General features: G+C 62.8%; 23 protein-coding genes. 9 read left to right on the plus strand and 14 right to left on the minus strand.

All coding sequences use genetic code 11. From position 1 onward, the window contains the following. Positions 1-3: 3 nt before the first annotated feature. The 4 genes from folK to amoB all read left to right on the plus strand — a co-directional run bounded on the left by folK (position 4) and on the right by amoB (position 4420). Complete coding sequence (folK, locus tag H2LOC_RS17520; RefSeq protein WP_425487308.1) at positions 4-495, plus strand: 2-amino-4-hydroxy-6-hydroxymethyldihydropteridine diphosphokinase; 492 nt, start codon at positions 4-6, stop codon at positions 493-495. 718 nt (positions 496-1213) lie between these two features. Beyond that, a complete protein-coding gene (gene amoC / locus H2LOC_RS17525) occupies positions 1214-1981 on the plus strand; it encodes a bacterial ammonia monooxygenase, subunit AmoC (RefSeq protein WP_136495622.1) in 768 nt (255 codons plus the stop codon). A gap of 238 nt (positions 1982-2219) precedes the next feature. Then, positions 2220-2978, plus strand: coding sequence for a bacterial ammonia monooxygenase, subunit AmoA (gene amoA / locus H2LOC_RS17530; RefSeq protein ID WP_136495621.1), 759 nt, complete (start codon positions 2220-2222; stop codon positions 2976-2978). Positions 2979-3160: 182 nt separating this feature from the next. After that, entirely contained in the window at positions 3161-4420 is a 1260-nt protein-coding gene (amoB, locus tag H2LOC_RS17535) for a bacterial ammonia monooxygenase, subunit AmoB (protein WP_136495620.1), read from the plus strand. A gap of 115 nt (positions 4421-4535) precedes the next feature. On the opposite strand, the gene H2LOC_RS17540 is transcribed toward amoB, so the two are convergent. Then, positions 4536-4826 carry a BolA family protein gene (locus H2LOC_RS17540; RefSeq protein WP_136497411.1) on the minus strand — a complete coding sequence of 97 codons (291 nt, stop codon included), beginning with the start codon at positions 4824-4826 and terminating at the stop codon, positions 4536-4538. A gap of 147 nt (positions 4827-4973) precedes the next feature. Between H2LOC_RS17540 and H2LOC_RS17545 the strand changes: the two genes are divergently transcribed. Together H2LOC_RS17545 and cobS are read left to right on the plus strand one after the other, a co-directional pair. Next, positions 4974-5582 carry a J domain-containing protein gene (locus H2LOC_RS17545; RefSeq protein ID WP_136497410.1) on the plus strand — a complete coding sequence of 203 codons (609 nt, stop codon included), beginning with the start codon at positions 4974-4976 and terminating at the stop codon, positions 5580-5582. Between the two features lie 170 nt (positions 5583-5752). Beyond that, positions 5753-6745, plus strand: a complete 993-nt coding sequence (gene cobS / locus H2LOC_RS17550) for a cobaltochelatase subunit CobS (protein WP_136497548.1) — start codon at positions 5753-5755, stop codon at positions 6743-6745. Positions 6746-6763: 18 nt separating this feature from the next. On the opposite strand, the gene H2LOC_RS17555 is transcribed toward cobS, so the two are convergent. From H2LOC_RS17555 to xoxF5, 11 genes are all read right to left on the minus strand, one after another. Beyond that, positions 6764-7201: a Rieske (2Fe-2S) protein gene (locus H2LOC_RS17555; RefSeq protein ID WP_136497409.1), complete on the minus strand. Its 438-nt coding sequence runs from the start codon at positions 7199-7201 to the stop codon at positions 6764-6766. Positions 7202-7530: 329 nt separating this feature from the next. Further along, the gene (locus H2LOC_RS17560; protein ID WP_136497408.1) at positions 7531-7800 is read right to left on the minus strand and encodes a BQ00720 family protein; all 270 of its coding nucleotides are present in this window, start codon (positions 7798-7800) and stop codon (positions 7531-7533) included. A 118-nt stretch (positions 7801-7918) separates the two neighbouring features. After that, on the minus strand, positions 7919-9157 hold the full coding sequence (gene odhB, locus H2LOC_RS17565; protein ID WP_162009814.1) for a 2-oxoglutarate dehydrogenase complex dihydrolipoyllysine-residue succinyltransferase: 1239 nt from the start codon (positions 9155-9157) through the stop codon (positions 7919-7921). A 98-nt stretch (positions 9158-9255) separates the two neighbouring features. Then, positions 9256-12258: a 2-oxoglutarate dehydrogenase E1 component gene (locus H2LOC_RS17570; RefSeq protein WP_136497406.1), complete on the minus strand. Its 3003-nt coding sequence runs from the start codon at positions 12256-12258 to the stop codon at positions 9256-9258. Between the two features lie 65 nt (positions 12259-12323). Beyond that, the gene (sucD, locus tag H2LOC_RS17575) at positions 12324-13208 is read right to left on the minus strand and encodes a succinate--CoA ligase subunit alpha (protein ID WP_136497405.1); all 885 of its coding nucleotides are present in this window, start codon (positions 13206-13208) and stop codon (positions 12324-12326) included. A 305-nt stretch (positions 13209-13513) separates the two neighbouring features. Next, a complete protein-coding gene (locus H2LOC_RS17580) occupies positions 13514-13909 on the minus strand; it encodes a hypothetical protein (protein WP_246206879.1) in 396 nt (131 codons plus the stop codon). A gap of 183 nt (positions 13910-14092) precedes the next feature. Then, positions 14093-15019 (minus strand): glycine--tRNA ligase subunit alpha, encoded by a 927-nt coding sequence (locus H2LOC_RS17585; RefSeq protein ID WP_136497404.1) that lies wholly within the window; start codon positions 15017-15019, stop codon positions 14093-14095. Positions 15020-15129: 110 nt separating this feature from the next. After that, positions 15130-15660 (minus strand): PQQ-dependent catabolism-associated CXXCW motif protein, encoded by a 531-nt coding sequence (locus H2LOC_RS17590; protein WP_136497403.1) that lies wholly within the window; start codon positions 15658-15660, stop codon positions 15130-15132. 26 nt (positions 15661-15686) lie between these two features. Then, the gene (locus H2LOC_RS17595; RefSeq protein ID WP_162009815.1) at positions 15687-16520 is read right to left on the minus strand and encodes a substrate-binding domain-containing protein; all 834 of its coding nucleotides are present in this window, start codon (positions 16518-16520) and stop codon (positions 15687-15689) included. Positions 16521-16639: 119 nt separating this feature from the next. After that, a complete protein-coding gene (locus tag H2LOC_RS17600) occupies positions 16640-17119 on the minus strand; it encodes a c-type cytochrome, methanol metabolism-related (protein ID WP_136497546.1) in 480 nt (159 codons plus the stop codon). A gap of 159 nt (positions 17120-17278) precedes the next feature. Then, positions 17279-19159 carry a lanthanide-dependent methanol dehydrogenase XoxF5 gene (xoxF5, locus tag H2LOC_RS17605; protein ID WP_154331707.1) on the minus strand — a complete coding sequence of 627 codons (1881 nt, stop codon included), beginning with the start codon at positions 19157-19159 and terminating at the stop codon, positions 17279-17281. Between the two features lie 313 nt (positions 19160-19472). On the opposite strand from xoxF5, the gene H2LOC_RS17610 reads away from it, so the two are divergent. After that, the gene (locus H2LOC_RS17610) at positions 19473-20396 is read left to right on the plus strand and encodes a quinoprotein relay system zinc metallohydrolase 2 (protein ID WP_136497401.1); all 924 of its coding nucleotides are present in this window, start codon (positions 19473-19475) and stop codon (positions 20394-20396) included. Between the two features lie 47 nt (positions 20397-20443). Continuing rightward, positions 20444-21232: a quinoprotein dehydrogenase-associated SoxYZ-like carrier gene (locus H2LOC_RS17615; RefSeq protein ID WP_136497400.1), complete on the plus strand. Its 789-nt coding sequence runs from the start codon at positions 20444-20446 to the stop codon at positions 21230-21232. 64 nt (positions 21233-21296) lie between these two features. Here H2LOC_RS17615 and H2LOC_RS17620 read toward each other — a convergent pair whose 3' ends face one another. Together H2LOC_RS17620 and cobT are read right to left on the minus strand one after the other, a co-directional pair. After that, positions 21297-21443 (minus strand): hypothetical protein, encoded by a 147-nt coding sequence (locus H2LOC_RS17620; protein WP_154331708.1) that lies wholly within the window; start codon positions 21441-21443, stop codon positions 21297-21299. 379 nt (positions 21444-21822) lie between these two features. After that, positions 21823-23763, minus strand: coding sequence for a cobaltochelatase subunit CobT (gene cobT / locus H2LOC_RS17630; RefSeq protein WP_136497399.1), 1941 nt, complete (start codon positions 23761-23763; stop codon positions 21823-21825). A gap of 662 nt (positions 23764-24425) precedes the next feature. Here cobT and rpsL point away from each other — a divergent pair. Continuing rightward, the gene (gene rpsL, locus H2LOC_RS17635; protein WP_136497398.1) at positions 24426-24797 is read left to right on the plus strand and encodes a 30S ribosomal protein S12; all 372 of its coding nucleotides are present in this window, start codon (positions 24426-24428) and stop codon (positions 24795-24797) included. The last annotated feature ends 1 nt before the right edge of the window (position 24798 follow it).

Here is a 24798-nt window from a genome sequence, read left to right on the forward strand (position 1 = left end):
CGCATGGCGGCGACGCAGGTTGGGTTCGGCCTCGGTTCCAATATCGGCGACAAGCCCGGCAACATAAGGACCGCGCTTCGCCTTTTGAGCGAGAGGAACATCGCGCGTCTCGATGCGGTGTCGCGAATCTATCGCACGCCTCCCTGGGGCGTGCTCGATCAGGGCGATTTCGCCAACGCCTGCGCGATCGGCGTGACCGGGCTCGCGCCCTATGAACTTCTGGCCGCGGTCAAAAAGATCGAAGCCGACATGGGAAGGGAGCCGACGCGCCGCTGGGGGCCGAGGCTGATCGACGTCGACATCCTCTTCCTGGGCGAGCTGCGCGTCGAGGACCCTGAGCTTACGATTCCGCACAAAGAATTGTTTTCGCGCGGCTTCGTCCTGGCGCCCCTGGCGGAGATAGCGCCCAGCCTGATCCTTTCGGGAGCGTCTGTCGCTTCAGCGGCGGCGGGAGCGGATCTGGGCGGGGTGGAGCCCTGGGTGGAAGAAGAATAACCTCCAGCGGGGCGGTTTTTTAGAAAAATTCGAAGAAGGCGGAGCGGGTCTCGCTCGCCCAATATCCTGCAGCGCGCGTTTTTTGGACGGCGTTGAGGGATAGGGGCTTAGCGGGGTTCGGGCGGCTGAAGCCGGGGTTTCGGTCTCAAGTTCTGAGCGAAGGCCGGAGCCGCCTGTATGGTGCGTTGCAGCACAGGATGTCGCAGCCTTGCGGGTAGGCCGTCGGAAGGAGCCGGGAGAACCGGAGTCGGGCGGATAGTTTTGATGCAATGCATTGATAATATGTATGTATCATTTTTTCGTCGGGAGCGGTCGGGCGGCTCGATGATGTCCGTGTCTCAGGATTAGGGTGGGATATGACCTACCCGAATAGGTCAATAGACCTCTTCAATAGATTGTCCCCAGCTACCCACCCGAGTATTGTTTTTAGGGTCGCGAACATAAATTGTTACGCCACGCTAAGCGGGGTCTCTGGCGGTCCTTTCGGACCGAACGCGGCTTCCGTCTTAGGCGGCGACATCGGTGTTCGTCCGATAAAAAACAACAGCGGCGGGGAGGGGCGCAGGCCCGTTTCGCAAGCCGCGGGAGAGATAAAGGGCGGTTGGGCGCCGGGAGCGCCCCAAGCGAACTTAAAAAAGAGGACGAACGAGTTCCGTTCTGGGAGGCGGAGCGTAACCGATCGCGCGCAAATCCCTGGGAGCACTTAGGAGGATAAAGCATGAGTTCGACCACCGAGACAGCTGCGGGCGCAGCTGCTGGCACAGATACAGTCGTCGATCTGAAGGGGATGTGGATCGGCCTCGCCGTTCTGAACACCTTCTATCTGATCGTCCGCATTTACGAGCAGATCTTCGGCTGGCGCGCCGGCCTGGACTCCTTCGCTCCGGAGTTCCAGACCTACTGGCTGTCGATCCTGTGGACGGAAATTCCGCTCGAGCTGGTTTCGGGCCTCGGCCTCGCCGGCTATCTGTGGAAGACCCGCGACCGCAACGTCGACGCGGTTTCGCCGCGCGAAGAGATGCGCCGCCTCGTCGTTCTGGTTCAGTGGCTGACCGTTTACGGCGTCGCCATCTACTGGGGCGCTTCGTTCTTCACCGAGCAGGACGGCACCTGGCACATGACGGTGATTCGCGACACGGACTTCACGCCGTCGCACATCATCGAATTCTACATGAGCTACCCGATCTACTCGATCATCGCGGTTGGCGCGTTCTTCTATGCGAAGACCCGCATTCCGTATTTTGCTCATGGCTACTCGCTGGCGTTCCTGATCGTCGCCATCGGCCCGTTCATGATCATCCCGAACGTCGGCCTGAACGAGTGGGGCCACACCTTCTGGTTCATGGAAGAGCTGTTCGTCGCTCCGCTGCACTGGGGCTTCGTGTTCTTCGGCTGGATGGCGCTCGGCGTGTTCGGCGTGGTTCTGCAGATCCTGGCCCGCATTCATGCGCTGGTCGGCAAGGAAGGCGTCGCGCTGCTGGCGTGATGTGAGAGAAAGCGGGCCGCGCGTCGCAAAGCGGCGGCCCGCGCTTTCCGGGTCCACTCAAAGACAAACGGCAACACAGGGACGATTTGGGCGCGACGCTTTCGCGAGACGCTCGAACTATGTCTGGAGAGCCGGCCCTCTCCCTGCGGGGATAGGGCAATGAGGGCGGTCTCGGAAGGTAGCAGAAAATCCGGCGCAAGAGAAGCCGGGACTTATTGAGACACCAAGGAGAAAAAATATGTCGACATCGAAGAGCGGGGGGGCGGTCGGACCGTTCCATTCCGTCGCCGAAGCGGCGGGATGCGTTCAAACCACCGACTGGTTGCTTCTGACACTGCTGTTTTTCGCCGTTCTCGGCGGCTACCACGTCCACTTCATGCTGACGGCGGGCGACTGGGACTTCTGGGTCGACTGGAAAGACCGTCGTATGTGGCCGACCGTGGTTCCGATCCTGGGCGTGACCTTCGCGGCCGCTTCTCAGGCGTTCTTCTGGGTGAACTTCCGCCTTCCGTTCGGCGCGACCTTCGCGGTTCTGGGCCTTCTGATCGGCGAGTGGATCAACCGCTACGTGAACTTCTGGGGCTGGACCTACTTCCCGATCTCCCTGGTGTTCCCGTCCGCTCTGATGGTTCCGGCGATCTGGCTCGACGTGATCCTGCTCCTCTCGGGCAGCTACGTGATCACGGCGATCGTGGGCTCGCTGGGCTGGGGCCTGCTGTTCTACCCGAACAACTGGCCGGCGATTGCGGCGTTCCACCAGGCCACCGAGCAGCACGGCCAGCTGATGACCCTCGCGGATCTGATCGGCTTCCACTTCGTGCGCACCTCGATGCCGGAATACATCCGCATGGTCGAGCGCGGCACGCTGCGCACCTTCGGTAAGGACGTCGTTCCGGTTGCGGCCTTCTTCTCGGGCTTCGTCTCGATGATGGTCTACTTCCTGTGGTGGTTCATGGGCCGCTGGTATTCGACGACCGCCAAGATCGAGAAGATCTAAGCAGTCTCTCCGGAGGGGAGGCGCCGATGCGGCTCCCGTCCACAAGCTAGCGACAAGAAGAAGAGGGGCGGCCTTCATCATCCCGCAAGGGTATGGCCGCTCCCGAGAAAAGAGACGAGGCGCGGAACCGGCGCGGTTTGATCACCGGCCTGGGCCGCTAAGAGAAACTGGGAGGTTTGTATATGAGAAACCTGGTGAAGCTTGCCGCGGTTGGCGCGGCGGCCGTCGTCGCGACGCTCGGAGCGATCGCTCCTGCGTCGGCTCACGGCGAGAAGTCGCAGCAGGCGTTCCTTCGTATGCGCACGCTGAACTGGTATGACGTTCAGTGGTCGAAGACGACGGTCAACGTCAACGAAGAGATGGTGCTTTCGGGCAAGGTGCACGTGTTCTCGGCTTGGCCGCAGGCCGTGGCGAACCCGCGCGTTTCGTTCCTGAACGCCGGCGAACCCGGTCCGGTTCTGGTGCGCACGGCTCAGTTCATCGGCGAGCAGTTCGCTCCTCGCTCGGTGTCGCTGGTTCCGGGCAACGACTATGCGTTCTCGCTCAACCTGAAGGGTCGTCGCGCGGGCCGTTGGCACGTTCACGCTCAGATCAACGTCGAAGGCGGCGGACCGATCATCGGACCGGGCCAGTGGATCGAGATCAAGGGCGACATGAAGGACTTCACCGATCCGGTGACGCTCCTCGACGGCACCACTGTCGACCTCGAGCACTACGGCATCGACCGCGTTTACGCGTGGCACCTGCCGTGGCTGGCTGTCGGCGCGGGCTGGATCTTCTTCTGGTTCGTCCGCAAGGGCATCATCGCGTCCTATCTGCGTGTCGCCGAAGGCAAGGCTGACGAAGCCGTGACCGACGAAGACCGCCGCATCGGCGCGATCGCTCTGGCTCTCACGATCCTGGCGACGATCGTCGGCTACGCCGTGACCAACAGCACCTTCCCGCGCACCATCCCGCTCCAGGCTGGTCTGCAGAAGCCGCTGACCCCGATCGTGACCGAAGGAACCGCCGGCGTCGGCAAAGAGCAGGTCAAGGCCGAGCTCCAGGGCGGCGTCTACAAGGTTCCGGGCCGCGAACTGACCGTGAACGTCAAGGTGACCAACGGCGCTTCGGAGCCGATCCGTCTCGGCGAATACACCGCGGCCGGCCTGCGCTTCCTGAACCCCGACGTGTTCACGACCAAGCCCGAGTTCCCCGACTACCTGCTGGCCGATCGTGGCCTGTCGGTTGACGCGACTCCGATCGCCCCCGGCGAGACGAAGGAAATCGTGGTGAAGATCCAGGACGCCCGTTGGGACATCGAGCGCCTGTCGGATCTGGCCTACGACACCGACTCTCAGGTCGGCGGCCTGTTCTTCTTCTTCACCCCGAGCGGAAAGCGCTTCGCGGCTGAAATCGGCGGACCGGTCATTCCGAAGTTCGTCGCGGGCGACATGCCCTGATAGAACAGTCAGCCTAGTCTGATGATTGCGCCGGCCGGACCAAAATCCGGCCGGTCGCTTTTTTCCGGGGGATCAGGCCTCGATCGCCTCGCCCGCCGCTCCAGCCGCCCCTGCCTCAGCCCTCTTCATCGGGGCTCCTGGCGATCAACGCCATGGCGTGGACGGGTCCCGCCAATTCTTCGACCAGCACTTCATTGACCAGCCTGTGACGGGCGACCCGCGACTTTCCGGTGAAGGCCTCGCTCACGATTTCGATGCTGAAATGCGTTTCCTCGCGTCCTTCATGCCCGGCATGGCCGGCGTGAAGATGCGATTGGTCCTCGATCGTGAGCCGCGAAGGACGAAAGAAAGACGTCAATTTCGATTCGATGGAAGCCTTAACAGGCTTGATGTCGGACTGCTTCATGCCAAAACCTCCGCACGCTATCCCCTATGCGCCCCCCGAACGCAAAATGCGTGCAGCGGACGCAAGCCAACGAAAAATATCGCCTTCAAGCGCTAAAACGCGCGTTAGTCGCTTGCGGCGCCGCAACCGATCTCCATAATGTGAGCCATGGATCTCAATTCGCCACTCTTTGACAGAATCCGGGTTAAGCGGCAGTCGGAAAAGGAAGCGGATAGGCCTCGCCTACGTTGCGATTCTCCCGGTTGCGAAGCAGCTGGACAGTACCGGGCCCCGATGGGACGGCTCCGGGAGGGGCAGTATTTTTGTTTCTGCCTCGACCACGTACGCGAATACAACAATTCCTATAATTACTTCAACGGCATGAGCGACGAGGCCGTCGCACGCTATCTCAAAGACGCGACTGTGGGACATCGCCCGACCTGGTCGATGGGAGTCGCGCATGGAGCAAATGGTTTTCAAGGCGGGGCGCACAAGCCCGGCGGGGCGGAGGGCGATCCATTCAGCGCCTTTCGCAAACGCAATACGAAGCGGCGGCCCTACAAGCCTTCCGCCCCCAGTTATTCCCCGGTTACGATGCGGGCTCTGGACGCGCTCGGGCTCGACGAGAGCGCAAGCTCTGAGATGATAAAGTCCCGCTACAAGGAGCTTGTAAAGCGGCACCATCCCGACGCCAACGGCGGCGACCGCTCCACGGAAGAAAAACTGCGTGAAATCATTCACGCCTACAAGACGCTCAGGGCCGCGCGGCTCGTTTGACCGTTTTGCTCCCATGAAAAGCTGCTATATAGAGCGTTTCCAGCGGAATTGGATGCCGGTTCGGCGTTGGAAACGCGTTAAAACAAAAGCTTAGAGTGTTTTCATGTTTCCGCGAAACATGAAAACACTCAAGACGCGCCGCCAGGGTGACGGAGGAAGTGTTGGTCGAAATCGGAAAAACAGATGCGGGGCGCGTTTCAGGACTTCCCGATACGCAGGTTTCTGCGCGGCGCCTTTTCAATATCGACACCGATCTCATGCTTCCGGCTTATTCGACCCGAAGCGAGCATGTGCCGGACACCGATCCCGATTATCTATTCGATCGGGAAACCACGCTCGCGATCCTGGCAGGCTTCGCTCATAATCGCCGCGTGATGGTCACCGGTTACCATGGAACCGGAAAATCGACGCATATAGAACAGGTGGCGGCGCGGTTGAACTGGCCCTGCGTGCGCGTCAACCTCGACAGCCACGTTTCCAGGATCGATCTCGTCGGCAAGGACGCCATCGTCCTCAAGGAGGGAAAGCAGGTCACGGAATTCCGCGACGGCATTCTCCCCTGGGCGCTGCAGAACAATATCGCCCTGGTGTTCGACGAATATGACGCTGGGCGGCCCGACGTCATGTTTGTGATCCAGCGCGTTCTGGAAGTCTCGGGCCGTCTGACCCTGCTCGATCAGAACCGGGTGATCCGACCTCATCCCGCGTTCCGCCTGTTCGCGACAGCGAATACTGTGGGGCTGGGGGATACGTCGGGGCTGTATCACGGAACCCAGCAGATCAACCAGGGTCAGATGGACCGCTGGTCGATCGTGGCCACGCTGAATTATCTTCCGCACGACGCGGAGACCAATATCGTCCTGGCCAAGGTCAAGAGCTTCGACAAGACCAAGGAAGGCAAGGACGCGATCAACAAGATGGTCCGCGTCGCCGATCTGACACGCAACGCGTTCATCGCCGGAGATCTCTCGACGGTGATGAGCCCGCGCACGGTGATCACCTGGGCGGAAAACGCGGAGATCTTCGGCGACATCGGCTTCGCCTTCCGCCTGACCTTCCTCAATAAATGCGATGAACTCGAACGGCCGCTGGTCGCCGAGTTCTACCAGCGCTGCTTCGGCAAGGATCTGCCGGAGAGCGCCGTGAATGTGGTCATGACCTGAGGCGTCGCCCCGATTGTCTCAGTCGGGCTGAATCACGATTTCAGGCATTTCGTCGTTCTCCTCGCGGTCGAGGCCGTCTTCTTCCGCGAGAATCACGCCGGTTATGCAAACCTCTTCATTGTCGATGACGACTTCGACGGGTTCGAGGCGTTCCCCCTTGCAGGGGCCGTCGTTGCAATGTCCGGTCGGGATGTCGAACAGGGCGCCGTGCTTTCCGCACATTAGATTTTGCAGGCCGGAATCGAGAAACTGCCTCGGCTCGAAATCCAGCCGCGTGCCCTGGTGCGGGCAACGGTTCACATAGCCGTAATATTTGCCCTTGAAACGGGTGATCACGACGGGAAAGGGAACCGTCTTGCCGTTCTCGTCGACGCGCGCGAGCACGTAGCCCACCGCGCGACGCTTGGCCACGTCGTTAACGTGACAAACGGCAAAAAGCTCACGGGTCTGTTCCATAAAAACGCCTCCTGGCAGGAGCCTCTCTTTTGTGAAGGGGTGGCTCCAATTAGGCGCAGACATGCAATTATCTTACCCCGGGACAGGTAATACGGCTTCGGCGAGATCGCATCGCGATCCGCAAAAGCGATCGCCATAAAAATCACCGATCGACATCGATTTTTGAGGCGGACGAATCCCAAATGCCAGTCGAGCGGATCTCGCATAAGAGCGCGCCGGGCGTCAGGGCTCTTTCCGAGCGCCTGGCTCGATCCGCTCGACAAGAAAGCGCGCCAGACCATAGCGTTGGCGCGTTCTCGTCGCGGGGATGTCTCAACTCTCGGGGATTTTCAGTGGAGACTGACGGTGAGAAGCCGGTTTTCAACCGCATTGGCGAGCGCCCCTTCGCGGGAATCTGCGAGAACGATAGGCGTGCCGTCCGCCGCCAGAAGGGCGAAAACAGTCAGGCCGGGCTCGATTTCAGGCGCCTGTGGATAAAGCCGGCACACATCCTCGGATTTCATCGACCGGACATAGGCTATCGCGCCGTCTCCGAGATGAGCGAACTGCTCGGGGGTGAGCTGCGGTCTTGTGGGTTCATGCGCGGTCTTGGCTTCCATAGCATCCTCCTCGGCGGTTCTCGTCGAACCCGCCTCCGGCGCCTGCATCGGCAGCGCGCCTTAAACGCTAGATACGCACGACTGCCGCTTTTTAAAGGGCCCCAATGCGCCGAAAGCGTCATAAATCCAGAACCATACGTTCGGGGTTTTCGAGGGACTCCTTGACGCGAACGAGGAATGTCACGGCTTCCTTGCCGTCGACGATGCGATGGTCGTAGGAAAGGGCCAGATACATCATCGGCCGGATTTCGATCTTCCCGTCCACGGCCACTGGCCGATCCTGGATCTTGTGCATTCCGAGGATGCCGGATTGAGGCGCGTTCAGGATCGGCGTCGACATCAGCGATCCGTAAATCCCGCCGTTGGAAATGGTGAACGTGCCCCCCTGCAGGTCCTCGATCGCGAGTTGCCCGTCGCGCGCTTTCTTGCCTAGAGCGCCAATGGATTTCTCGATGGCGGCGACGCTCATTCGGTCGGCGTTCCTCACCACCGGCACGACCAGGCCTTTCTCGGTTCCGACCGCCACGCCGATGTGGGCGTAATGCTTGTAAACGACGTCGCCGCCGTCGATCTCTGCGTTGACTGCGGGTATTTCTTCGAGGGCGCGGCAGCAGGCTTTCACGAAAAAGCCCATGAAGCCGAGCTTCACCCCGTGCTTTTTCTCGAAGAGATCCTTGTATCTGTTGCGAAGGCCGATCACCGCGGTCATGTCGACTTCGTTGAACGTCGTCAGCATCGCTGCGGTGTTCTGCGCTTCCTTGAGCCGGCGGGCGATGGTCTGCCGCAGCCTGGTCATTTTTACGCGTTCTTCGCGGGATGTATCCTCACGGCTGGTTGGCGCCCGCAGCGCCGGCCGCTCGGGCCGGTTTTCAATGGCGGGGGGCAGCGCCGGGGCCGGCCGGGGCTGGGCGATGAGATCGCCCTTGAGCACTTGTCCGCGTTTGCCGGAGCCGGCCACGCCGGAAAGATCTATGCCGCTGTCCAGCGCGATTTTCGCCGCGGCGGGCGAGGGCGGCATGGGCAGGGATTTTTCCGCGGGAGCGGTGGGACTCGGCGCGGCGGCCGCGACAGGAGCCGGCGCCGCGGCGGGCTTCGCCGGAGCGGCGCCCGCGGCAGGCGCCTGGCCCTCGGCGATCTGGCCCAGTAAGGCCCCGGGAGTGACGGTCTCGCCGGTCTTCGCGACAATCTCGGCGAGAACCCCCGACGCCGGCGCGTTGACTTCGAGCGTCACCTTGTCGGTCTCCAGCTCGGCGACGGTCTCGTCGGCCGCGACGGCGTCGCCCGCCTGCTTGAACCAGCGGCCTACGGTGGCCTCCGTCACCGACTCGCCAAGAGTCGGCACGCGAATTTCAGTCATCATGGAGCTTCCTTGGGCACGAAGGAGATCCGCAGATCGAAGGGTTGTCGATGAGTCAAATATGCACGCTCGTCAGCCTCGCTCGACGAAAGCGCCGTTCACGGCGCCAGGGCTTCGTCGAGAAGAGCCTTGAGCTGAGCGAGATGTTTCGACATGGTTCCCGCAGCGGTCGAAGCGGAGGCGGGCCGCCCGGCGTAGCGCGCCCGTTTCCTGACGCCGCCGACCTGATTGAGAACCCATTCGAGATAGGGCTCGACATAGGACCAGGCTCCCATGTTCTTGGGCTCCTCCTGGCACCAGACGACGTCGGCCTGCCGATATTGGGACAGTCTTACGACGAGCTGCTTGAGCGGGAGGGGATAGAGCTGTTCCACCCGCAGCAGATAGACGTCGTCGACGCCGCGTTTTTCACGCTCCTCTAGCAAATCGTAATAGACCTTGCCGGAGCAGAGCACGACCCGGCGGATCGCTTCGGCCGGGCGTAGCGCGACGCCGCCCGAAGCGGGGTCGGACGTTGCGTCGTCCGGCAGGAGGCGGTGAAATCCGGAATTCGGACCGAGGTCGTCGAGGCGGGACACGCAGCGCTTGTGCCGCAGGAGCGACTTCGGCGCCATCAGCACCAGGGGTTTGCGAATGTCGCGATGCAGCTGTCGGCGCAGGATATGAAAATAATTCGCCGGCGTGGAACAATTGGCGATCTGCATATTGTCCTCGGCGGCGAGCTGGAGGAAGCGCTCCAGACGGGCGGAGGAGTGTTCAGGGCCCTGTCCCTCGTAGCCGTGAGGCAACAGGCAGACCAGTCCCGACATGCGGAGCCATTTGCGTTCGCCGGCGGAAAGGAACTGGTCGAACACGACCTGCGCGCCATTGGCGAAATCGCCGAACTGCGCTTCCCATAAAACGAGCGAATCCGGATCGGCCAGGGAGTAGCCATATTCGAAGCCGAGCACCGCCTCCTCGGAAAGCATCGAATTGATGACTTCGAATTGCCCCTGCTTGTCGGAAAGGTGGTCGAGTGGGATGTAGCGGGACTCGTTGTCCTGGTCGATCAACACGCTGTGGCGCTGGGAAAATGTTCCGCGTTCGCTGTCCTGCCCGGAAAACCGAACCCGCCGTCCCTCGCGCAGCAGGGACCCGAAAGCGAGAGCCTCCGCCGTGGCCCAATCGACGCCGACGCCGCTTTCGATCGCCTTGCGGCGCGTGTCGAGGAAGCGCTGGATCGTGCGATGTACATTGAAGCTGGAAGGCACGGAAGTGATCGCGCCGCCGATGGCGCGCAGGGCATCGAGATCGACGCCTGTCTTCCCGCGTCTGTCGTCGTCGGAAGATTGGTAGGCCGGCTTGAGCCCGGCCCAGCGGCCGTCGAGCCAGTCGGCCTTGTTGACCTTGTAGGATTGCGAGGCTTCGAGTTCCTGGGAAAGCTGTTCCCGCCAGGCCGATTTGGTCGCGTCCACCTCGCCGCGGGTCATGTGGCCTTCGGCCTCGAGCTTCTCCGCGTAGATGTCCAGCGTCGTCTTATGGGCGCGGATCTTCTTGTACATCAGCGGCTGGGTGAAGCCGGGCTCGTCGCCTTCGTTGTGGCCGTAGCGCCGGTAGCACCACATGTCGATGACGACCGGCTTCTGGAACTGCTGGCGGAATTCGGTGGCGACGCGCGCGGCGAAGACGACAGCCTCGGGATCGTCGCCATTGACGTGAAAGATGGGCGCTTCCACCATCTTCGCCACGTCGGACGGATAGGGCGAAGACCGCGAATAACGCGGATAGGTGGTGAAGCCGATCTGATTGTTGATGATGAAATGCACCGAGCCGCCGGTCCGGTGTCCTTTCAGCCCGGAAAGGCCGAAGCACTCGGCGACCACGCCCTGTCCCGCGAAGGCGGCGTCTCCGTGAATGAGAAGGGGCAGGACGGCGCGGCGATCGTCGTCGGCGCAGCGGTGCTGGTCCTGTTTGGCCCGCACCTTTCCCAGCACCACGGGATCGACGATCTCGAGATGCGAGGGATTGGCCGTGAGGGACAGATGCACCTTATTGCCGTCGAATTCGCGGTCCGACGAGGCCCCGAGATGGTATTTGACGTCGCCCGAGCCTTCCACCTCGTCGGGCAGGAAGGAACCGCCTTTGAACTCGTGGAACAGGGCGCGATGCGGTTTGCCCATGACCTGGCACAGCACGTTGAGCCTGCCGCGATGGGCCATTCCCAGAACGATTTGCTGGACGCCGAGGGCGCCGCCGCGCTTTATGATCTGCTCCAGCGCCGGAACGATGGATTCCGCCCCGTCGAGGCCGAACCGCTTGGTGCCGGTGTATTTCACGTCGAGGAATTTCTCGAAACCCTCGGCCTCGACCAGCTTGCGCAGGATCGCGCGCTTGCCCTCCTGCGTGAAGACGATCTCTTTCTTCGGACCTTCGATTCTCGCCTGGAGCCAGGATTTTTCTTCCGGATTCGAAATATGCATGAATTCGAACCCGATCGGGCCGCAATAGGTCCGACGCAGGATCGTCACCATCTCGAAGATGCTGGCTTCCTTCAGGCCGAGCACGCCGTCGATGAAGATCTTGCGGTCGTAGTCCTTGTCCTCGAAGCCGTAAGTTGCCGGATGCAGTTCGCCGTGGTCCTGGCGTTGCTCCAGACCCAGCGGGTCGAGATTGGCGTGCAGATGTCCGCGCATGCGATAGGCGCGAATCATCATGAGAGCGCGCACGCTGTCGCGCGTGGCCCTCTGCAGTTTCTCGTCGTTCAGATCGGGCCCCGGCGCGGTCCCCGTCGGCTGTCGCGAGGGGCTGGCCGTCGCTTTGGGCGGCGGCCAATCGCCGTCGAGAGCGCTGATTAATTCGCCGCGGGGCGCGGGCGGCCAATCGTTGCGCGCCCAACCCGGCGCCGCGGTGGAAGCGACGCCGCGCGGCGCAACCCCGAGGCTGGCGAAGAAGGCCCGCCAGTCGGAGGTTACAGAAGCGGGGTCTGCTTCATAAGAGGAAAGCAATTGCTCGAGATAGGCGGCGTTCACGCCCTGCAGGAAGGTTTCGGGCATCTCGCTTTCAGAACCTTGCCGGGGGCCCGGTCCGCCGCCGACGCCGCCGTTCGTTTCCAGACGCGCCATTTTTCCTCCTGGGCGCGGAGCGCCCCGATCCTCTCCCTCCCGTTGTGGGAGGGAGGGGACGATTCTTATCCTCTCAGCGCTTCCGCCAGCGTCTTGCCGAGCCGCGCCGGCGAAGGCGAAATCCGGATGCCCGCGGCTTCCATCGCCGCGATCTTGCTTTCGGCGTCGCCCTTGCCGCCCGCGATGATCGCGCCCGCGTGGCCCATGCGGCGCCCGGGAGGCGCGGTGCGGCCGGCGATGAAGCCCGCGATGGGCTTCTTGCGACCCCGCTTGGCCTCGTCAATCAAGAATTGGGCCGCTTCCTCCTCGGCCGAACCGCCGATTTCGCCGATCATGATGATGGATTTCGTGGCTTCGTCGGCGAGGAAAAGCTCGAGCACCTCGATGAAATCGGTTCCCTTGACCGGGTCGCCGCCGATTCCGACCGCCGTCGTCTGGCCGAGCCCTTCGCGGCTGGTCTGGAACACGGCTTCATAGGTCAGGGTTCCGGAGCGCGACACCACGCCGACCGAGCCCGGCTTGAAGATGTTGCCCGGCATGATGCCGATCTTGGATTGGCCGGCCGTGACGACGCCGGGGCAGTTGGGGCCGATGAGCCTGGATTTGGAACCCGATAGCGCGCGTTTGACGCGGATCATGTCATGCACCGGCACGCCTTCGGTGATGGCCACGATGAGCGGGATCTCGGCGTCGATGGCCTCGCAGATCGCGTCCGCGGCGCCTGGCGGCGGAACATAGACCACGGAGGCGTCGGCGCCGGTCTTCTGGCGGGCTTCGGCTACGGTGTCGAAAACCGGAAGGTCGAGGTGGGTCGATCCGCCTTTCCCGGGAGACACGCCGCCGACCATTCGAGTGCCGTAGGCTATGGCCTGCTCCGAATGAAACGTTCCGGTTTTGCCGGTAAAGCCCTGACAAATGACCTTGGTGTTTTTGTCGATCAGCACTGACATGTGTCGAAATTCCTGAGGACGGACGGCTGCTGGCGCCGGGATTTCAGCATTTGGAGAAGAGACCGGTAGGAACAGCGGCCAGTCTCCGCCCCGACTTTCGGGGTTTGGGGGCCGCCATGGATTCGGCGGCTCTTTATGCGCCGCAAATTATTTGGGATGAACGCCCGTTTCAAGGCGCAATGCGCCCACCGCGCAGGCGGTGGTGATCAAATAAGCGCCATGAGGCTAGACTGCGCTAACGCTGTGCAGCTTCCGAGGAGCCGCAGTCGGCGCCGCCTGGCCGTGGTTTGGCGATCGACGGCGGCTCAATGCAGCAGCGACGCCGCGAGGTCCCTTGCACAGGCGTCGTCCGCGGTAAAGTGGACGTGCCATTCCTCCACCCCGGAGTCGGCCTCGAGGGCCGAAATCGCGCGATCCTCGGCTAGAGCGAAAGCGCCGGAAGGCATGACGCAAACGGCGCGGGGCGTTCCAGCGTCACGGCTTACGCCGATGGTCACGGCGGAGGAGAAGCCCGCGACGAGCGGGAGTTCGCCCTTGGGAAACACCGAACAAATATATCCTTTGCCCGAGGCCCCGCGCCAGCGGTAAAAACGATGGCTCAGCTCCGAGGCGTCCAGCGAGGCGAGGGGCTGTCCCCGTCCCTTCGAAGCGTGAGCGGCTTCGATCGCGATTGCGCCGCTACGGGAACCAACGGGCGCCATTCTGCTCTCCACTGCTTTCCCGCGCCATCATCGGCCGGATAAGAACAAGACAGGAACAAAATAGAACGAAGATTGACGCTTGTCAAACGCAGCGCCAAAGCGCCGCGATTGGAATCGATTCGCCCAGTGTAAAAAAGGCGCCTCGGTCTTCGTCGGGGCGCTGCCGACCCCGGCCCGAAAAAATCAGGCGGCGAGCCCGCCGCCCGAGGTGCGTTTCCATGCAGCGCCGCAGGCTTTGGCCAATTCTCTCACGCGCAGAATATAGCTCTGCCGTTCGGTGACCGAGATGACCCCGCGCGCATCGAGCAGATTGAAGGCGTGGGACGCCTTGATGCATTGGTCATAGGCTGGCAGGCACAACAGATGCCGGGCGTTCTCGTCGAGGCCGCCGAGTTCCAGCAACCGCCTGCACTCCGCCTCTGCGGCCCCGAAATAGGCGAACAGCCTGTCGGTGTCCGCATATTCGAAATCATATCTCGAATATTCCTGCTCGGCCTGCAGGAACACGTCGGCGTAGCTGACGCGCCGGTCGCCCTCGCCGCCGTTGAAATTGAGATCCATTATGCTGTCGACGCCCTGCAGATAGCAGGCGAGACGCTCGAGGCCATAGGTGAGCTCGCCTGCTACGGGAGCGCATTCGACGCCGGCGACCTGCTGGAAATAGGTGAATTGCGACACCTCCATGCCGTCGCACCAGCACTCCCAGCCGAGTCCCCAGGCGCCCAGGGTCGGGCTTTCCCAATCGTCTTCGACGAAACGGATGTCGTGCAGGCGGGCGTCGAGCCCGATGGCGTCGAGCGAGCCGAGATACAGCTCCTGGAGATCGCGCGGCGAGGGCTTCAATATGACCTGGAACTGGTAGTAGTGCTGGACCCGATTGGGGTTTTCGCCGTAGCGCCCGTCTTTGGGGCGGCGGCAGGGTTGGGCGTAGGCGGCGCGCCAGGGTTTGGGGCCCAGCGCGCGCAATGTCGTCGCCGGATGGAAGGTCGCGGCGCCCATTTCCATGTCATAGGGCTGAAGGATCACGCATCCCTGCGCGGCCCAGTATCGCTGAAGCGTAAGTATCAGCCCCTGGAAGGATTTGGTTGGCGACAAGGCGGGCGCCGTCATGTGACTGTCCATGGTGGGCCGGGTTGCGGGCTGGCGTTCCGGCGGTTGGAATTCTTGCGTAGCGGTCCCGCCTATACAGGGGCGGAACGCCGCGATGCAATCAGCTAATTTCAGTCGCGCGGCTCGGGCTCGCGCGGCTCCAGCGGCTGGCCGGCGCCGGCCCAGCCGTCGGTTCCGTCGGGATACCAGGCGACATGCGCATATCCGGCCGCAAGGGCGCGCTTCGCCGCGTTCCAGGACATCCAGCAGTCCTTCTGGCAGTAGAAGACCAGCAGCCTGCTCTTGTCGCCTTTGGTCGCGCGGGAGAGGCCGGCCTCGAAATAGCGCCGGGCGGGCTCCGCCAGTTCGCCATAGCCGGTGTCGGGAAGCCACAGGCTGCCGGGTATGTCGGAACGGGGCGCGTCCCGCCACACGACCTCCTTGGGCAGTCCGGGGGGCTTCGGCGGTCGCGGCAAGGCATCGATGAAAACGCCGGTCTTCTGCGACCAGATGGCGATCGCCTCGGCGGTGTTCACGACTTTGGCGCCCTGCAAGGTGGCGGGCACGGGCGCGCGGTAGTTCTGCAGCCGGTAGCCGGCCGGCTCCCCGACCGGCGCGCCTTGTTCCGCCGCCGCCGGCCCTCCTGCGAGAGCGGCGGCCATAATGGTGAGCCTGGCGAGAACGCGCCTCACGGCGTCGGCGCAAGCGCGCGGCCGTCTTCCCCCAGAAGAGGAACGCCGTAATCTCGAAGGATAGCGTCCAGTTCGCCTTTGTTCTGCTGAATGAACTGGTTGAGCTCGCGTTTCCAGTTCTGGTCCGAATGGCGGACGCCGAAGGCGATTCTGAAGCTCATGCGCGCGCCTTTGACGTCTTCGAGCGGCGATACGATGAGTTTTCCCGGGTTTTTCTTGGCGTAATAGCCGGCGAAAGGACCCCAGAGAACGGCGATGTCGATGTCTCCTTTTTGGAGATCTTCGATCATTTTGGCGCTGGGAGATTCGACGCGGGTGTCGACCATCAGCGGATAGGGCTTGACCGAGCCCAGCAGCCCGTTCGTCGCCAATATGTTTCCAGGGGGCGTATTGGCCACGAGGCCGATGCGCCGGCCCTTTTCTTTCAGGCGGGGGTCGTCCAGCGACTGAAGGCCTGCGAGGTCCGAATCGGCCCGGGTGACTATTCCGTAGGTGGTGCGATAATAGGGATTGGTGGGCTGAACCAGATCATTGCCCTGCGGCGCGCCCAGAATGACGTCGCAAAGATGGGCGTTCAGCGTGTTGCGCACGAAGCCGGTGGCGCCGGGGTAATAGGCGTAGGCCACTTCTTTGCCGAGCTTTGCGGCGAGCAGCTGCGCGATCTTGTTTTCGAACCCTTCTCCCTTTTCGTTGGAAAAGGGCAGGTTGTTGGGGTCGGCGCAGACCCGCAACACCTTGGGATCGACGAGTTCGATCGATCCGGCGTTGTCCGCGCCTTTGGCGCCGAAATCAGGTCCGAGATTTTGTGCGTGAACCGCCGTCGGGCTCATGGCCGCGACGGCGGCGTTCAGGAAGAGCAGGGCGAAGCCACCAAGCCGTGGGCCTGTTCTCACGGTCACACGCAACTCCCTCATAAAAGCGGGCCGTCCTGCGACGGCCGGCGCTTGTGTTACTTGCCGCTCATGCACTTGGCTTCGGCTTCGGAGAAAGCCGCAGGCTTCTCTTCCTTCTTCTCCGGACGGCCGCGACCGACGGCTTCCGTGGAGCGGGCGCGAAGATAGATGTACAGATCGTCGAGATAGCACATCGCGTTCTTGTTTTCCGCGAAGGAGGGCATGACGCTGTCGTTGCCGGCGGTCTTGTTCTCGCGGCCGCCGATCACGATGCCGGCGAATTCCTGATAGTTGAAGCGCTTGACCGAGTCCTTGAGGGCCGGAGCGTAGGTCGAGCCTTCCGCATTGGGGCCGTGGCAGACGTGGCACTCGGCATGATAGCGGCGATAGCCCGAGAATGTGTAGAAGTCGACGGTGCCGTCTTCCTTCACATTGTAGGTGGGGTCGCCCTTCGCGTCGAAATATTTGCCGTCGACCGATTTGACCGCCTTGGGATCTCCCGGCGCCTCGGCGAGAGCAACGCTGGCGACGCCCATGAACACGGACAGAGCGAGCGCCCCAGTCAGGGACAATTTCATCATTTCCTCCGCAGTTTATCCTCGATACGCCTAAAGACTGACGCCCGGCGACGCGCCTTTTTGGCCGTTCGCCGAGCGCCAGTCCATGTTTTTTTTATTTTGTTGGGCTTCGACCGCTTAGTGGGCCGGGGCCTTCCATTCGCCGGTGAACGGCGCAGCCGGGGCGCTCGCAGAAGACGTCTCGTTCGGCAGAGCGAAGACGGTCAGCACGCCGCCGAGAGCGGTGTAGTTGGCGAGCGAGGCATAGTTGCCCACCGCGCCGAGACCTTCGTTGCTCTTGGCGAGACCAGCCGCGAGGCCGATGCCGGCCCAGCCGCCGACGCCCGAGAGAACCGCGACATACTGCTTGCCGCCATGCTCATAGGTCATGACGTTGCCGATGATGCCCGACGGGGTCTTGAACTTATAGAGTTCCTTGCCCGTCTTGAGATCGACAGCCTTCAGATAGCCCTCGAGAGTGCCGTAGAAGGCGAGGCCGCCGGCGGTCGTGACCGTGCCGGACCATACCGAGAACTGCTCCTTGTCGGACCAGACGATCTTGCCGGTGCGGGCGTCCCAGGCGATGAAGTTGCCGGTGTTGTCGGTCTTGTCGCCGAGAACGCGGCCGGCCGGGAACATCTCGAGGGTCGCGCCGACGTAGGGCTGACCAGCGGTGTAGCTCACGCGGAAGGGCTCGTAGTCCATGCAGACGTGGTTGGTCGGCACGTAGAACAGGCCGGTTTCCGGGTTGAACGACGCCGGCTGCTCGTCCTTGGAGCCGAGAGCCGCGGGGCAGACGCCCTGGGTGTTGGTGTCTTCGCCGTTCTTGTCGGTGGAGTATTTCGCCACGACCTGCGGACGGCCGTAGGTGGGCGAAGCCTTGTCCATGTCGACCTTGGTCGCCCAGTTGACGGCCGGATCATACTTCTCGGCGACGAGGAGCTCGCCGTTGGTGCGATCGAGCGTATAGGCGAAGCCGTTACGATCGAAGTGGACCGCAGTCTTGCGATCGGCGCCGCCGATCTTCTGATCCGCGAGGATGACCTCGTTGATCGCGTCATAGTCCCATTCGTCGTGTGGGGTGAGCTGATAGACCCACTTCGCCTTGCCGGTGTCGAGGTCGCGCGCCCAGAGGGTCATGGACCAGCGGTTGTCGCCCGGACGCTGCTTCGGGTTCCAGGTCGAGGGGTTGCCCGAGCCGTAGTAAATCAGGTTCAGTTCCGGATCGTAGGAATACCAGCCCCAGGTGGTGCCGCCGCCGGTCTGCCACTGGTCGCCTTCCCAGGTGTTGATGCCCGAGTCCTTGCCGACCGGCTTGCCGAGGTGGGTGGTCTTGTCGGGATCGATCAGGGTGTCGGCGTCCGGGCCCATGGAGTAGCCGCGCCAAACCTGCTTGCCGTCCTTGATGTCATAGGCGGTGATGTGGCCGCGCACGCCGAACTCGCCGCCGGCGATGCCGACGAGCACCTTGTCCTTGAAGACATGCGGAGCGGCGGTCGAGGTCTGGCCCTTCGCCGGGTCGCCGTTCTTGACCGACCAGACCAGCTTGCCGGTCTTGGCGTCGAGCGCAACCAGGGTGGTGTCGGCCTGAGCCAGGAAGATCTTGCCGTCGCCATAGGCGAGGCCGCGGTTGACGGTGTCGCAGCACATCACCGGCACGACGCTCGGATCCTGCTTCGGCTCGTATTTCCAGAGGATCTTGCCGTTGTCGTTGAGGTCGAGGGCGTAGACGATATTGGGGAACGGCGTGTGCAGATACATCACGCTGCCGATGACGAGCGGGGCGCCTTCGTGGCCGCGCAGAACGCCGGTGGAGAAGGTCCAAGCTGGGGCCAGCTTGCCGACGTTCTCGGTGTTGATCTGCTTCAAGGTGGAGTAACGCAGGTTCGCGTAGTCGCCGGTGGGCAGGGCCCACTGCTTGGCGTCTTTTTGCAGGGTCAACAATTCGTCGGCGTGCGCCGCGCCGAACGACAGCAGCGCGAAGACACCGACCGAAGCCGACAACAACAGCTTATGCATGAGCATTTCCTCCTGACGATGCCGACGCGCGCGCATCTTGTGGCGCCGTCGCCGACATCGCGCCACAATGGCGCCTCGACAATGGGAAGGCGTTTTCCGTTACTTGTCTCATGCGGTTCGAGCGAAACCTTTGAAAATGCGGTTGCGCCGACCCACGAAGAGAGGCCCCCGGTTCCCGTCCGGGAGACATCTTTTAAGTCGGAAACGGCCGGATAATATGGCGCCGCCTTTTCCTGCGCAACCCCGGAAAAATGTTCTACTGGCTTTCTCAAAAAATGTCGTCGGCGGGACTATAAACAGGAGGTAAAGATTCATGCTGCGTTGCGTTATATTGGCTCTAGTCTTCGTCCTCGCCTCCGTGAGACTTGCCTCCACGGCCGAGTTCGAGCTGCGGGAAATCGCTCCCGGAGTCTTCGCTCACCAGGGCCGAACAGCGCTGATGAGCGAACAGAACCTCGGCGATATCGCGAACCTCGGCGCGGTCGTCGGGGAGCGCGCAGTCGCGGTGATCGACACCGGCGGGAGTCCGGCGGAAGCGAAGATGTTTCTTGCTGCGCTGCAGCAGAAGACCGCCAAGCCCATTCGATATGTGATCAACACCCACGCCCATCCCGACCATGTCTTCGGCAATGGCGTTTTCGCCGGACCGGGCGTCGAATTCGTCGGCCACAAGAATCTGCCGCGCGCTTTGGCGGCGCGGGGCCCGCATTATCGGGAAAGTTTCCGGGACGCCATGGGAAAGGAGATCGAAGACGTCAGAATCATCGAACCGAACATCCTCGTCGAGGACCGGCTGACACTCGATCTCGGGGGCCGCAAGCTTCTTTTGCAGGCGTGGCGCACTGCGCATAGCGATTGCGACCTCACCGCGTTCGACGAGCAGAGCGGCGTCCTGTTCGCCGGCGATCTCCTCTTCCTCAAACATGTGCCGATCGTCGACGGCAGCCTGCTCGGCTTCCTACAGGTCGCCGACGCCCTCGCGAAAATTCCCGCTTCGCGCGTCGTGCCCGGACATGGACCCCTGGCAGCGCAGTGGCCACAGGCGCTCGAGAGCGAACGCGCCTATCTCGAGCGGCTGACCGGCGACTTGCGCGCCGCCATCAAGAAAGGCGACAATGTCTCAGACGCCGCGCAGGCGGCGGGGCAGACCGAACGCGGCGCCTGGAGCCTGTTCGAGGATTACAACGCCCGCAACGCGACGGCCGGATTCGCCGAGCTGGAATGGGAGACGCCCTGAGCCGGGCGGGGCCGCACGATGCGCGATTGGTGAGGAGACAAAGAGGCATGATCTCGACGGCACGACTGACCGCAGCCGCAATTCTTTCCCTCGGCCTTCTGCAAGGGGCGGCGGCGCAAACGCTGTCCCCTTCCGATCCCTGGCCGGATCTCGTCAGGGACATTTTTCACGACCGGGCCATGGCGGGCGACGAGGTCGTCGCGCTGGAGGCTCCTGTTCGGGCCGAGGACGCCGCCATCGTGCCGATGACCTTGCGCCTGAAATCCTCCGCCGTAAAAGGCGCCACCCTGGTCATCGATCAGAATCCGGCTCCCATGGCGGCCAGTTTCACCTTCGGCGACAAGGCCGACGTCGGCTTCATCGCGACTCGCGTGCGTGTGAACTCCTATACGAATGTTCACGCCGTAGGCGAGACCCGGGACGGAACGCTGCACGCGCAGGTGAAGTTCGTAAAGGCGGCCGGGGGATGCTCCGCTCCGGCGGGGAAAAATCCCGATGAGGCGACCGCCCATCTCGGCGAGATGAAATATCGCGAATTCAAGAGCCCGGAGCCCGGCCGCCGGGAAGCGCAGATCATGATCCGGCACCCCAACAGTTCCGGCATGCAGATGGATCAGCTCACGCATCTTTATATACCGGCCCATTATATCGACAGGGTCGAAGTCCGGCAGGGCGAAGATCTCATCTTCTCGATGGAGGGCGGCATCTCGCTTTCGGAAGACCCCAATTTCCGTTTCAGCTACGCCCCCAACGGATCAAAGACGATCTCGGTCGAGGCGCACGACATCAAGGGAAATGTCTTCAGGCGGGAATGGCCGATCGGGGAGGCTTCCTGAATATTTCGGGCGAGGCCGGGCCGGTCGCTTCTGCGGATCGCGAAGCGATTTCGCGGAAGCCGTATCAGGCGGCCCAGGCCATCAGCGCGAAGGAAACCAGCAGAGGCGTCGAAGCGAGCAGGCAGATCGCCGCAACGCAAATCGCAGTGCGCGTGGACGTGACGCGCTCGGACGACGGCGCCCCGTATTTCTGATCGATGGCGAACAACATACCAACTCTCCGCAAGTCGCTTTGAACCAATTTTCGAACGGCTGAACGAACCGCTGCATGATGGTCGGCGACAGGCGTAAACGCATAACCCCGAACATGGGCTCAATTTAGGGTTTTCAGAGTAAAGACAATGTTGATTTGATCCTCGTTTCGGACGCCGGCGGAGGGCGGTTTTTCAAGGCGGCTCGCAGCCTGCGTCCCAACATGTTTTCCTGAAATGGTTTTTGCGCCCGCAAAATTTTCACCGGGCGGATGAAAGTCGCAGGCGGGCGCGGAGACGGCGCGGTGCTGCGCCGCAGGACCACACTGAAAGATTACCTTTGGACCGCGTTCGGCTTTAGACCAGACGCGACCGGGAGCCGAAACGGCACAGGCGCGGTCATCTCGCCGCGGCGAGAGGCTGACGCCCCAGATCTCTTCTCGGGCGCGCAGCATGACGCGGCTGCGGTTCGGCGCCGCCTTTTTCATTGAAGAGTTCGGCAAGCTTCTCGGTCATGGCGCCGCCGAGCTCCTCCGCATCCACGATCGTCACCGCGCGCCGATAATACCGGGTGACGTCGTGGCCGATGCCGATGGCGATCAGCTCGACTGGCGATCTGGTTTCGATCTCATGGATGATCTGGCGAAGATGGCGTTCGAGATAATTGCCGGGATTGACCGACAGCGTGGAATCGTCGACCGGCGCGCCATCGGAGATCATCATCAATATGCGGCGCTGTTCCGGCCGGGCGAGCAGCCGCCGATGGGCCCAGTCCAGCGCCTCGCCGTCGATGTTCTCCTTCAGCAGGCCTTCGCGCATCATCAGGCCGAGATTGCGGCGCGCGCGCCGCCACGGGGCGTCGGCCGCCTTATAGATGATGTGCCTGATGTCGTTGAGACGCCCCGGATTGGGCTTTTTGCCCTCCGTAATCCAGGCGTCGCGCGATTGGCCGCCCTTCCACGCCCTGGTGGTGAAGCCCAGTATCTCGACCTTCACGCCGCAGCGCTCCAGCGTACGCGCCAGAATATCGGCGCAGGTGGCCGCGACCGTGATCGGGCGACCGCGCATGGAGCCCGAATTGTCGAGCAGAAGCGTGACGACGGTGTCGCGGAAGTCGGTGTCCTTCTCCCTTTTGAAGGAGAGCGGCTGCTGCGGGTCTATGACCACGCGCGGCAGACGGGCGGGGTCGAGCATCCCCTCTTCCAGATCGAATTCCCAGGAGCGGCTCTGCTGAGCCATCAGGCGGCGCTGCAGCCGGTTGGCGAGACGGCCGACCACCGAGGAAAGATGCGAGAGCTGCTTGTCGAGATAGGAGCGCAGGCGGTCGAGCTCCTCGGCGTCGCACAGTTCCTCGGCGCGCACCATTTCGTCGAATTTGGTGGTGTAGGCCTTGTAGTCCGACCCGGAACGATCGCTTTCCGGCATGTCCGGGCGGCGCATCTCCGCGGCCTCGTCGGGCTCGCCGCCGTCTGATTCCTGCTGGGTTTCGCCATAGGGCGCCTCGGCCGATTCGGCTTCGCCCTCCTGCTGCGAATCCTCCGAGGCCATGGCGGTGTCCATCTCGGACCTGGATTTTGCCTGGTCCTTGTCGTCCTGCTCGCCCTCGTTCTCGTCGGGGCTCTGCGGCGGCTCGTTCTCGTCCTCCTCGGAGCTGTCCTCGTTGTTCTGCTCCGGCCCGGACATGTCCAGGCTGGCGAGAAGCCGGTGCACGATATGGCCGAAGGCGCGCTGGTCCTCGATGGCGCCGGACAGGCGGTCGAGTTCGGCGCCGCCTCTTTCCTCGATGAAGGGTCGCCACAGATCCACGATCTTGCGCCCATGGGCGGGCGGGGCGAGGCCGGTGAGGCGCTCCCTTGCGATGAGGGCGAGGGCGTCCTCCAGCGGCGCGTCGGCGCGGCTGGAGACCGCGCCGTAATTGGACCGCTGGTAGCGGTCGTCGAGCATTGCGGCGATATTGTCGGCGACGCCCGCCATGCGCTTCGCGCCGATGGATTCGACGCGGGCCTGCTCGACCGCGTCGAAGGCGGCGCGCCCTTCCATCGTGCTCGGCGCCAGGCGGCGATGCACGCCGTCGCTGTGGCAGGCGACCCGCAGCGCCATCGAATCGGCGCAGCCGCGCAATATCGCGGCGTCCTTCGCCGTCACCTTGCGCGGCGGTTCCGGCAGGCGGGCCTTGGCGCCTTCGGCCGTGGAGATCAGCGAGGGCCGCTCGGGCGCGAAGCTCACGTCGAGCGCGGGGGATTTCGCCATGGCGCGCATGGCCCCGGCGACGGCGCGCTTGAAGGGCTCCTGCGGCGCGTCCTTGTTCTGCGGGGGTCTGCGATTGGAGGGAGTAGCCATGAATCTGATATAACCCGCGCCGCGGGACCGCGAAAGGGGCGGTTGCGGGGCGGGGCGGAAGTGGGGTTGAGCTGCGCAATGTGCGAACCGTTAATTCATAGCGTCGCTTTGAGGCCTTAATCGCCACTTCCCGCGGTCGAGAGGACAGCAGGGACGCTGAGATCCAGGGGTTGGCTTCGGCGCCGGGCGCGCCGGGCCTTTTGCGCGGGCGCAGTGAAGTAGCTTCGCCAAAAGCGCTGCACCGGGGATTTCGCCACGAAAAGCGCCAGCCGCTGCATCGGAGCCTTTTCAATCTGAAAGCCTCCAGCTCGGCTGAAAAAACGTAGCAAAAGAGTCATTATTCGCTTGACGGGCGAACAAGCGGCGATTAGGTTCCGCCCACTTTCGACAGGCCGTAGTTCCACGCCGTCGCAGACGCCTCGTCAGCGATACTTCGGACCTAAACGCTGTCGCCTTGCCTGTGAACGCCAAACTGTTGGTAATCATACCGCGACCGCAAGGGCGCGGGACAGGAAGGCACGATCCTGGATTCGTCCGGGGTCCTCTGCGCTGGGAGCGCCTCGGTCCAAAGGGCTGAGGGCGCTTTGCTCGTTTGCGCCGTTTCATGGCGCTTGCGGGTTGACAAACGAATTCACCATTCGCTCGAAGCGAAGGATAGCTTGATGCCGACGATCAGCCAGTTGATCCGCAAACCGCGGCAACCGAAGACATACCGCGAGAAGTCGCGCCACATGACCGCCTGCCCGCAGAAGCGCGGCGTCTGCACGCGCGTCTATACGACCACGCCGAAGAAGCCGAACTCGGCGCTCCGCAAGGTCGCCAAGGTGCGTCTGACCAATGGGTTCGAGGTCATCGGCTACATTCCGGGCGAGGGTCACAACCTCCAGGAGCACTCGGTGGTCATGATCCGCGGCGGCCGCGTGAAGGATCTTCCGGGTGTTCGCTATCATATTCTGCGCGGCGTGCTCGACACGCAGGGCGTGAAGGATCGTAAGCAGCGCCGTTCGAAATATGGCGCGAAGCGTCCGAAGTAAG

It is taken from the genome of Methylocystis heyeri (genome assembly GCF_004802635.2).
In the GTDB taxonomy this organism is placed as follows: Bacteria; Pseudomonadota; Alphaproteobacteria; order Rhizobiales; family Beijerinckiaceae; genus Methylocystis; species Methylocystis heyeri.

Bases quoted from the DNA above. Each gene is read 5' to 3' on its own strand.
- sucD (WP_136497405.1), bottom strand. From the start codon at position 13,208: ATGTCAGTGCTGATCGACAAAAACACCAAGGTCATTTGTCAGGGCTTT.
- amoA (WP_136495621.1), top strand. From the start codon at position 2,220: ATGTCGACATCGAAGAGCGGGGGGGCGGTCGGACCGTTCCATTCCGTC.
- H2LOC_RS17555 (WP_136497409.1), bottom strand. From the start codon at position 7,201: ATGGAACAGACCCGTGAGCTTTTTGCCGTTTGTCACGTTAACGACGTG.
- cobT (WP_136497399.1), bottom strand. From the start codon at position 23,763: ATGGCTACTCCCTCCAATCGCAGACCCCCGCAGAACAAGGACGCGCCG.
- H2LOC_RS17590 (WP_136497403.1), bottom strand. From the start codon at position 15,660: ATGGCCGCCGCTCTCGCAGGAGGGCCGGCGGCGGCGGAACAAGGCGCG.
- H2LOC_RS17540 (WP_136497411.1), bottom strand. From the start codon at position 4,826: ATGAAGCAGTCCGACATCAAGCCTGTTAAGGCTTCCATCGAATCGAAA.
- xoxF5 (WP_154331707.1), bottom strand. From the start codon at position 19,159: ATGCATAAGCTGTTGTTGTCGGCTTCGGTCGGTGTCTTCGCGCTGCTG.
- H2LOC_RS17600 (WP_136497546.1), bottom strand. From the start codon at position 17,119: ATGGGCGTCGCCAGCGTTGCTCTCGCCGAGGCGCCGGGAGATCCCAAG.
- H2LOC_RS17585 (WP_136497404.1), bottom strand. From the start codon at position 15,019: ATGACGGCGCCCGCCTTGTCGCCAACCAAATCCTTCCAGGGGCTGATA.
- H2LOC_RS17570 (WP_136497406.1), bottom strand. From the start codon at position 12,258: ATGGCGCGTCTGGAAACGAACGGCGGCGTCGGCGGCGGACCGGGCCCC.
- amoB (WP_136495620.1), top strand. From the start codon at position 3,161: ATGAGAAACCTGGTGAAGCTTGCCGCGGTTGGCGCGGCGGCCGTCGTC.
- odhB (WP_162009814.1), bottom strand. From the start codon at position 9,157: ATGACTGAAATTCGCGTGCCGACTCTTGGCGAGTCGGTGACGGAGGCC.
- H2LOC_RS17615 (WP_136497400.1), top strand. From the start codon at position 20,444: ATGATCTCGACGGCACGACTGACCGCAGCCGCAATTCTTTCCCTCGGC.
- folK (WP_425487308.1), top strand. From the start codon at position 4: ATGGCGGCGACGCAGGTTGGGTTCGGCCTCGGTTCCAATATCGGCGAC.
- H2LOC_RS17580 (WP_246206879.1), bottom strand. From the start codon at position 13,909: ATGGCGCCCGTTGGTTCCCGTAGCGGCGCAATCGCGATCGAAGCCGCT.
- H2LOC_RS17620 (WP_154331708.1), bottom strand. From the start codon at position 21,443: ATGTTGTTCGCCATCGATCAGAAATACGGGGCGCCGTCGTCCGAGCGC.
- H2LOC_RS17610 (WP_136497401.1), top strand. From the start codon at position 19,473: ATGCTGCGTTGCGTTATATTGGCTCTAGTCTTCGTCCTCGCCTCCGTG.
- rpsL (WP_136497398.1), top strand. From the start codon at position 24,426: ATGCCGACGATCAGCCAGTTGATCCGCAAACCGCGGCAACCGAAGACA.
- H2LOC_RS17560 (WP_136497408.1), bottom strand. From the start codon at position 7,800: ATGGAAGCCAAGACCGCGCATGAACCCACAAGACCGCAGCTCACCCCC.
- H2LOC_RS17595 (WP_162009815.1), bottom strand. From the start codon at position 16,520: ATGAGCCCGACGGCGGTTCACGCACAAAATCTCGGACCTGATTTCGGC.
- amoC (WP_136495622.1), top strand. From the start codon at position 1,214: ATGAGTTCGACCACCGAGACAGCTGCGGGCGCAGCTGCTGGCACAGAT.
- H2LOC_RS17545 (WP_136497410.1), top strand. From the start codon at position 4,974: ATGGATCTCAATTCGCCACTCTTTGACAGAATCCGGGTTAAGCGGCAG.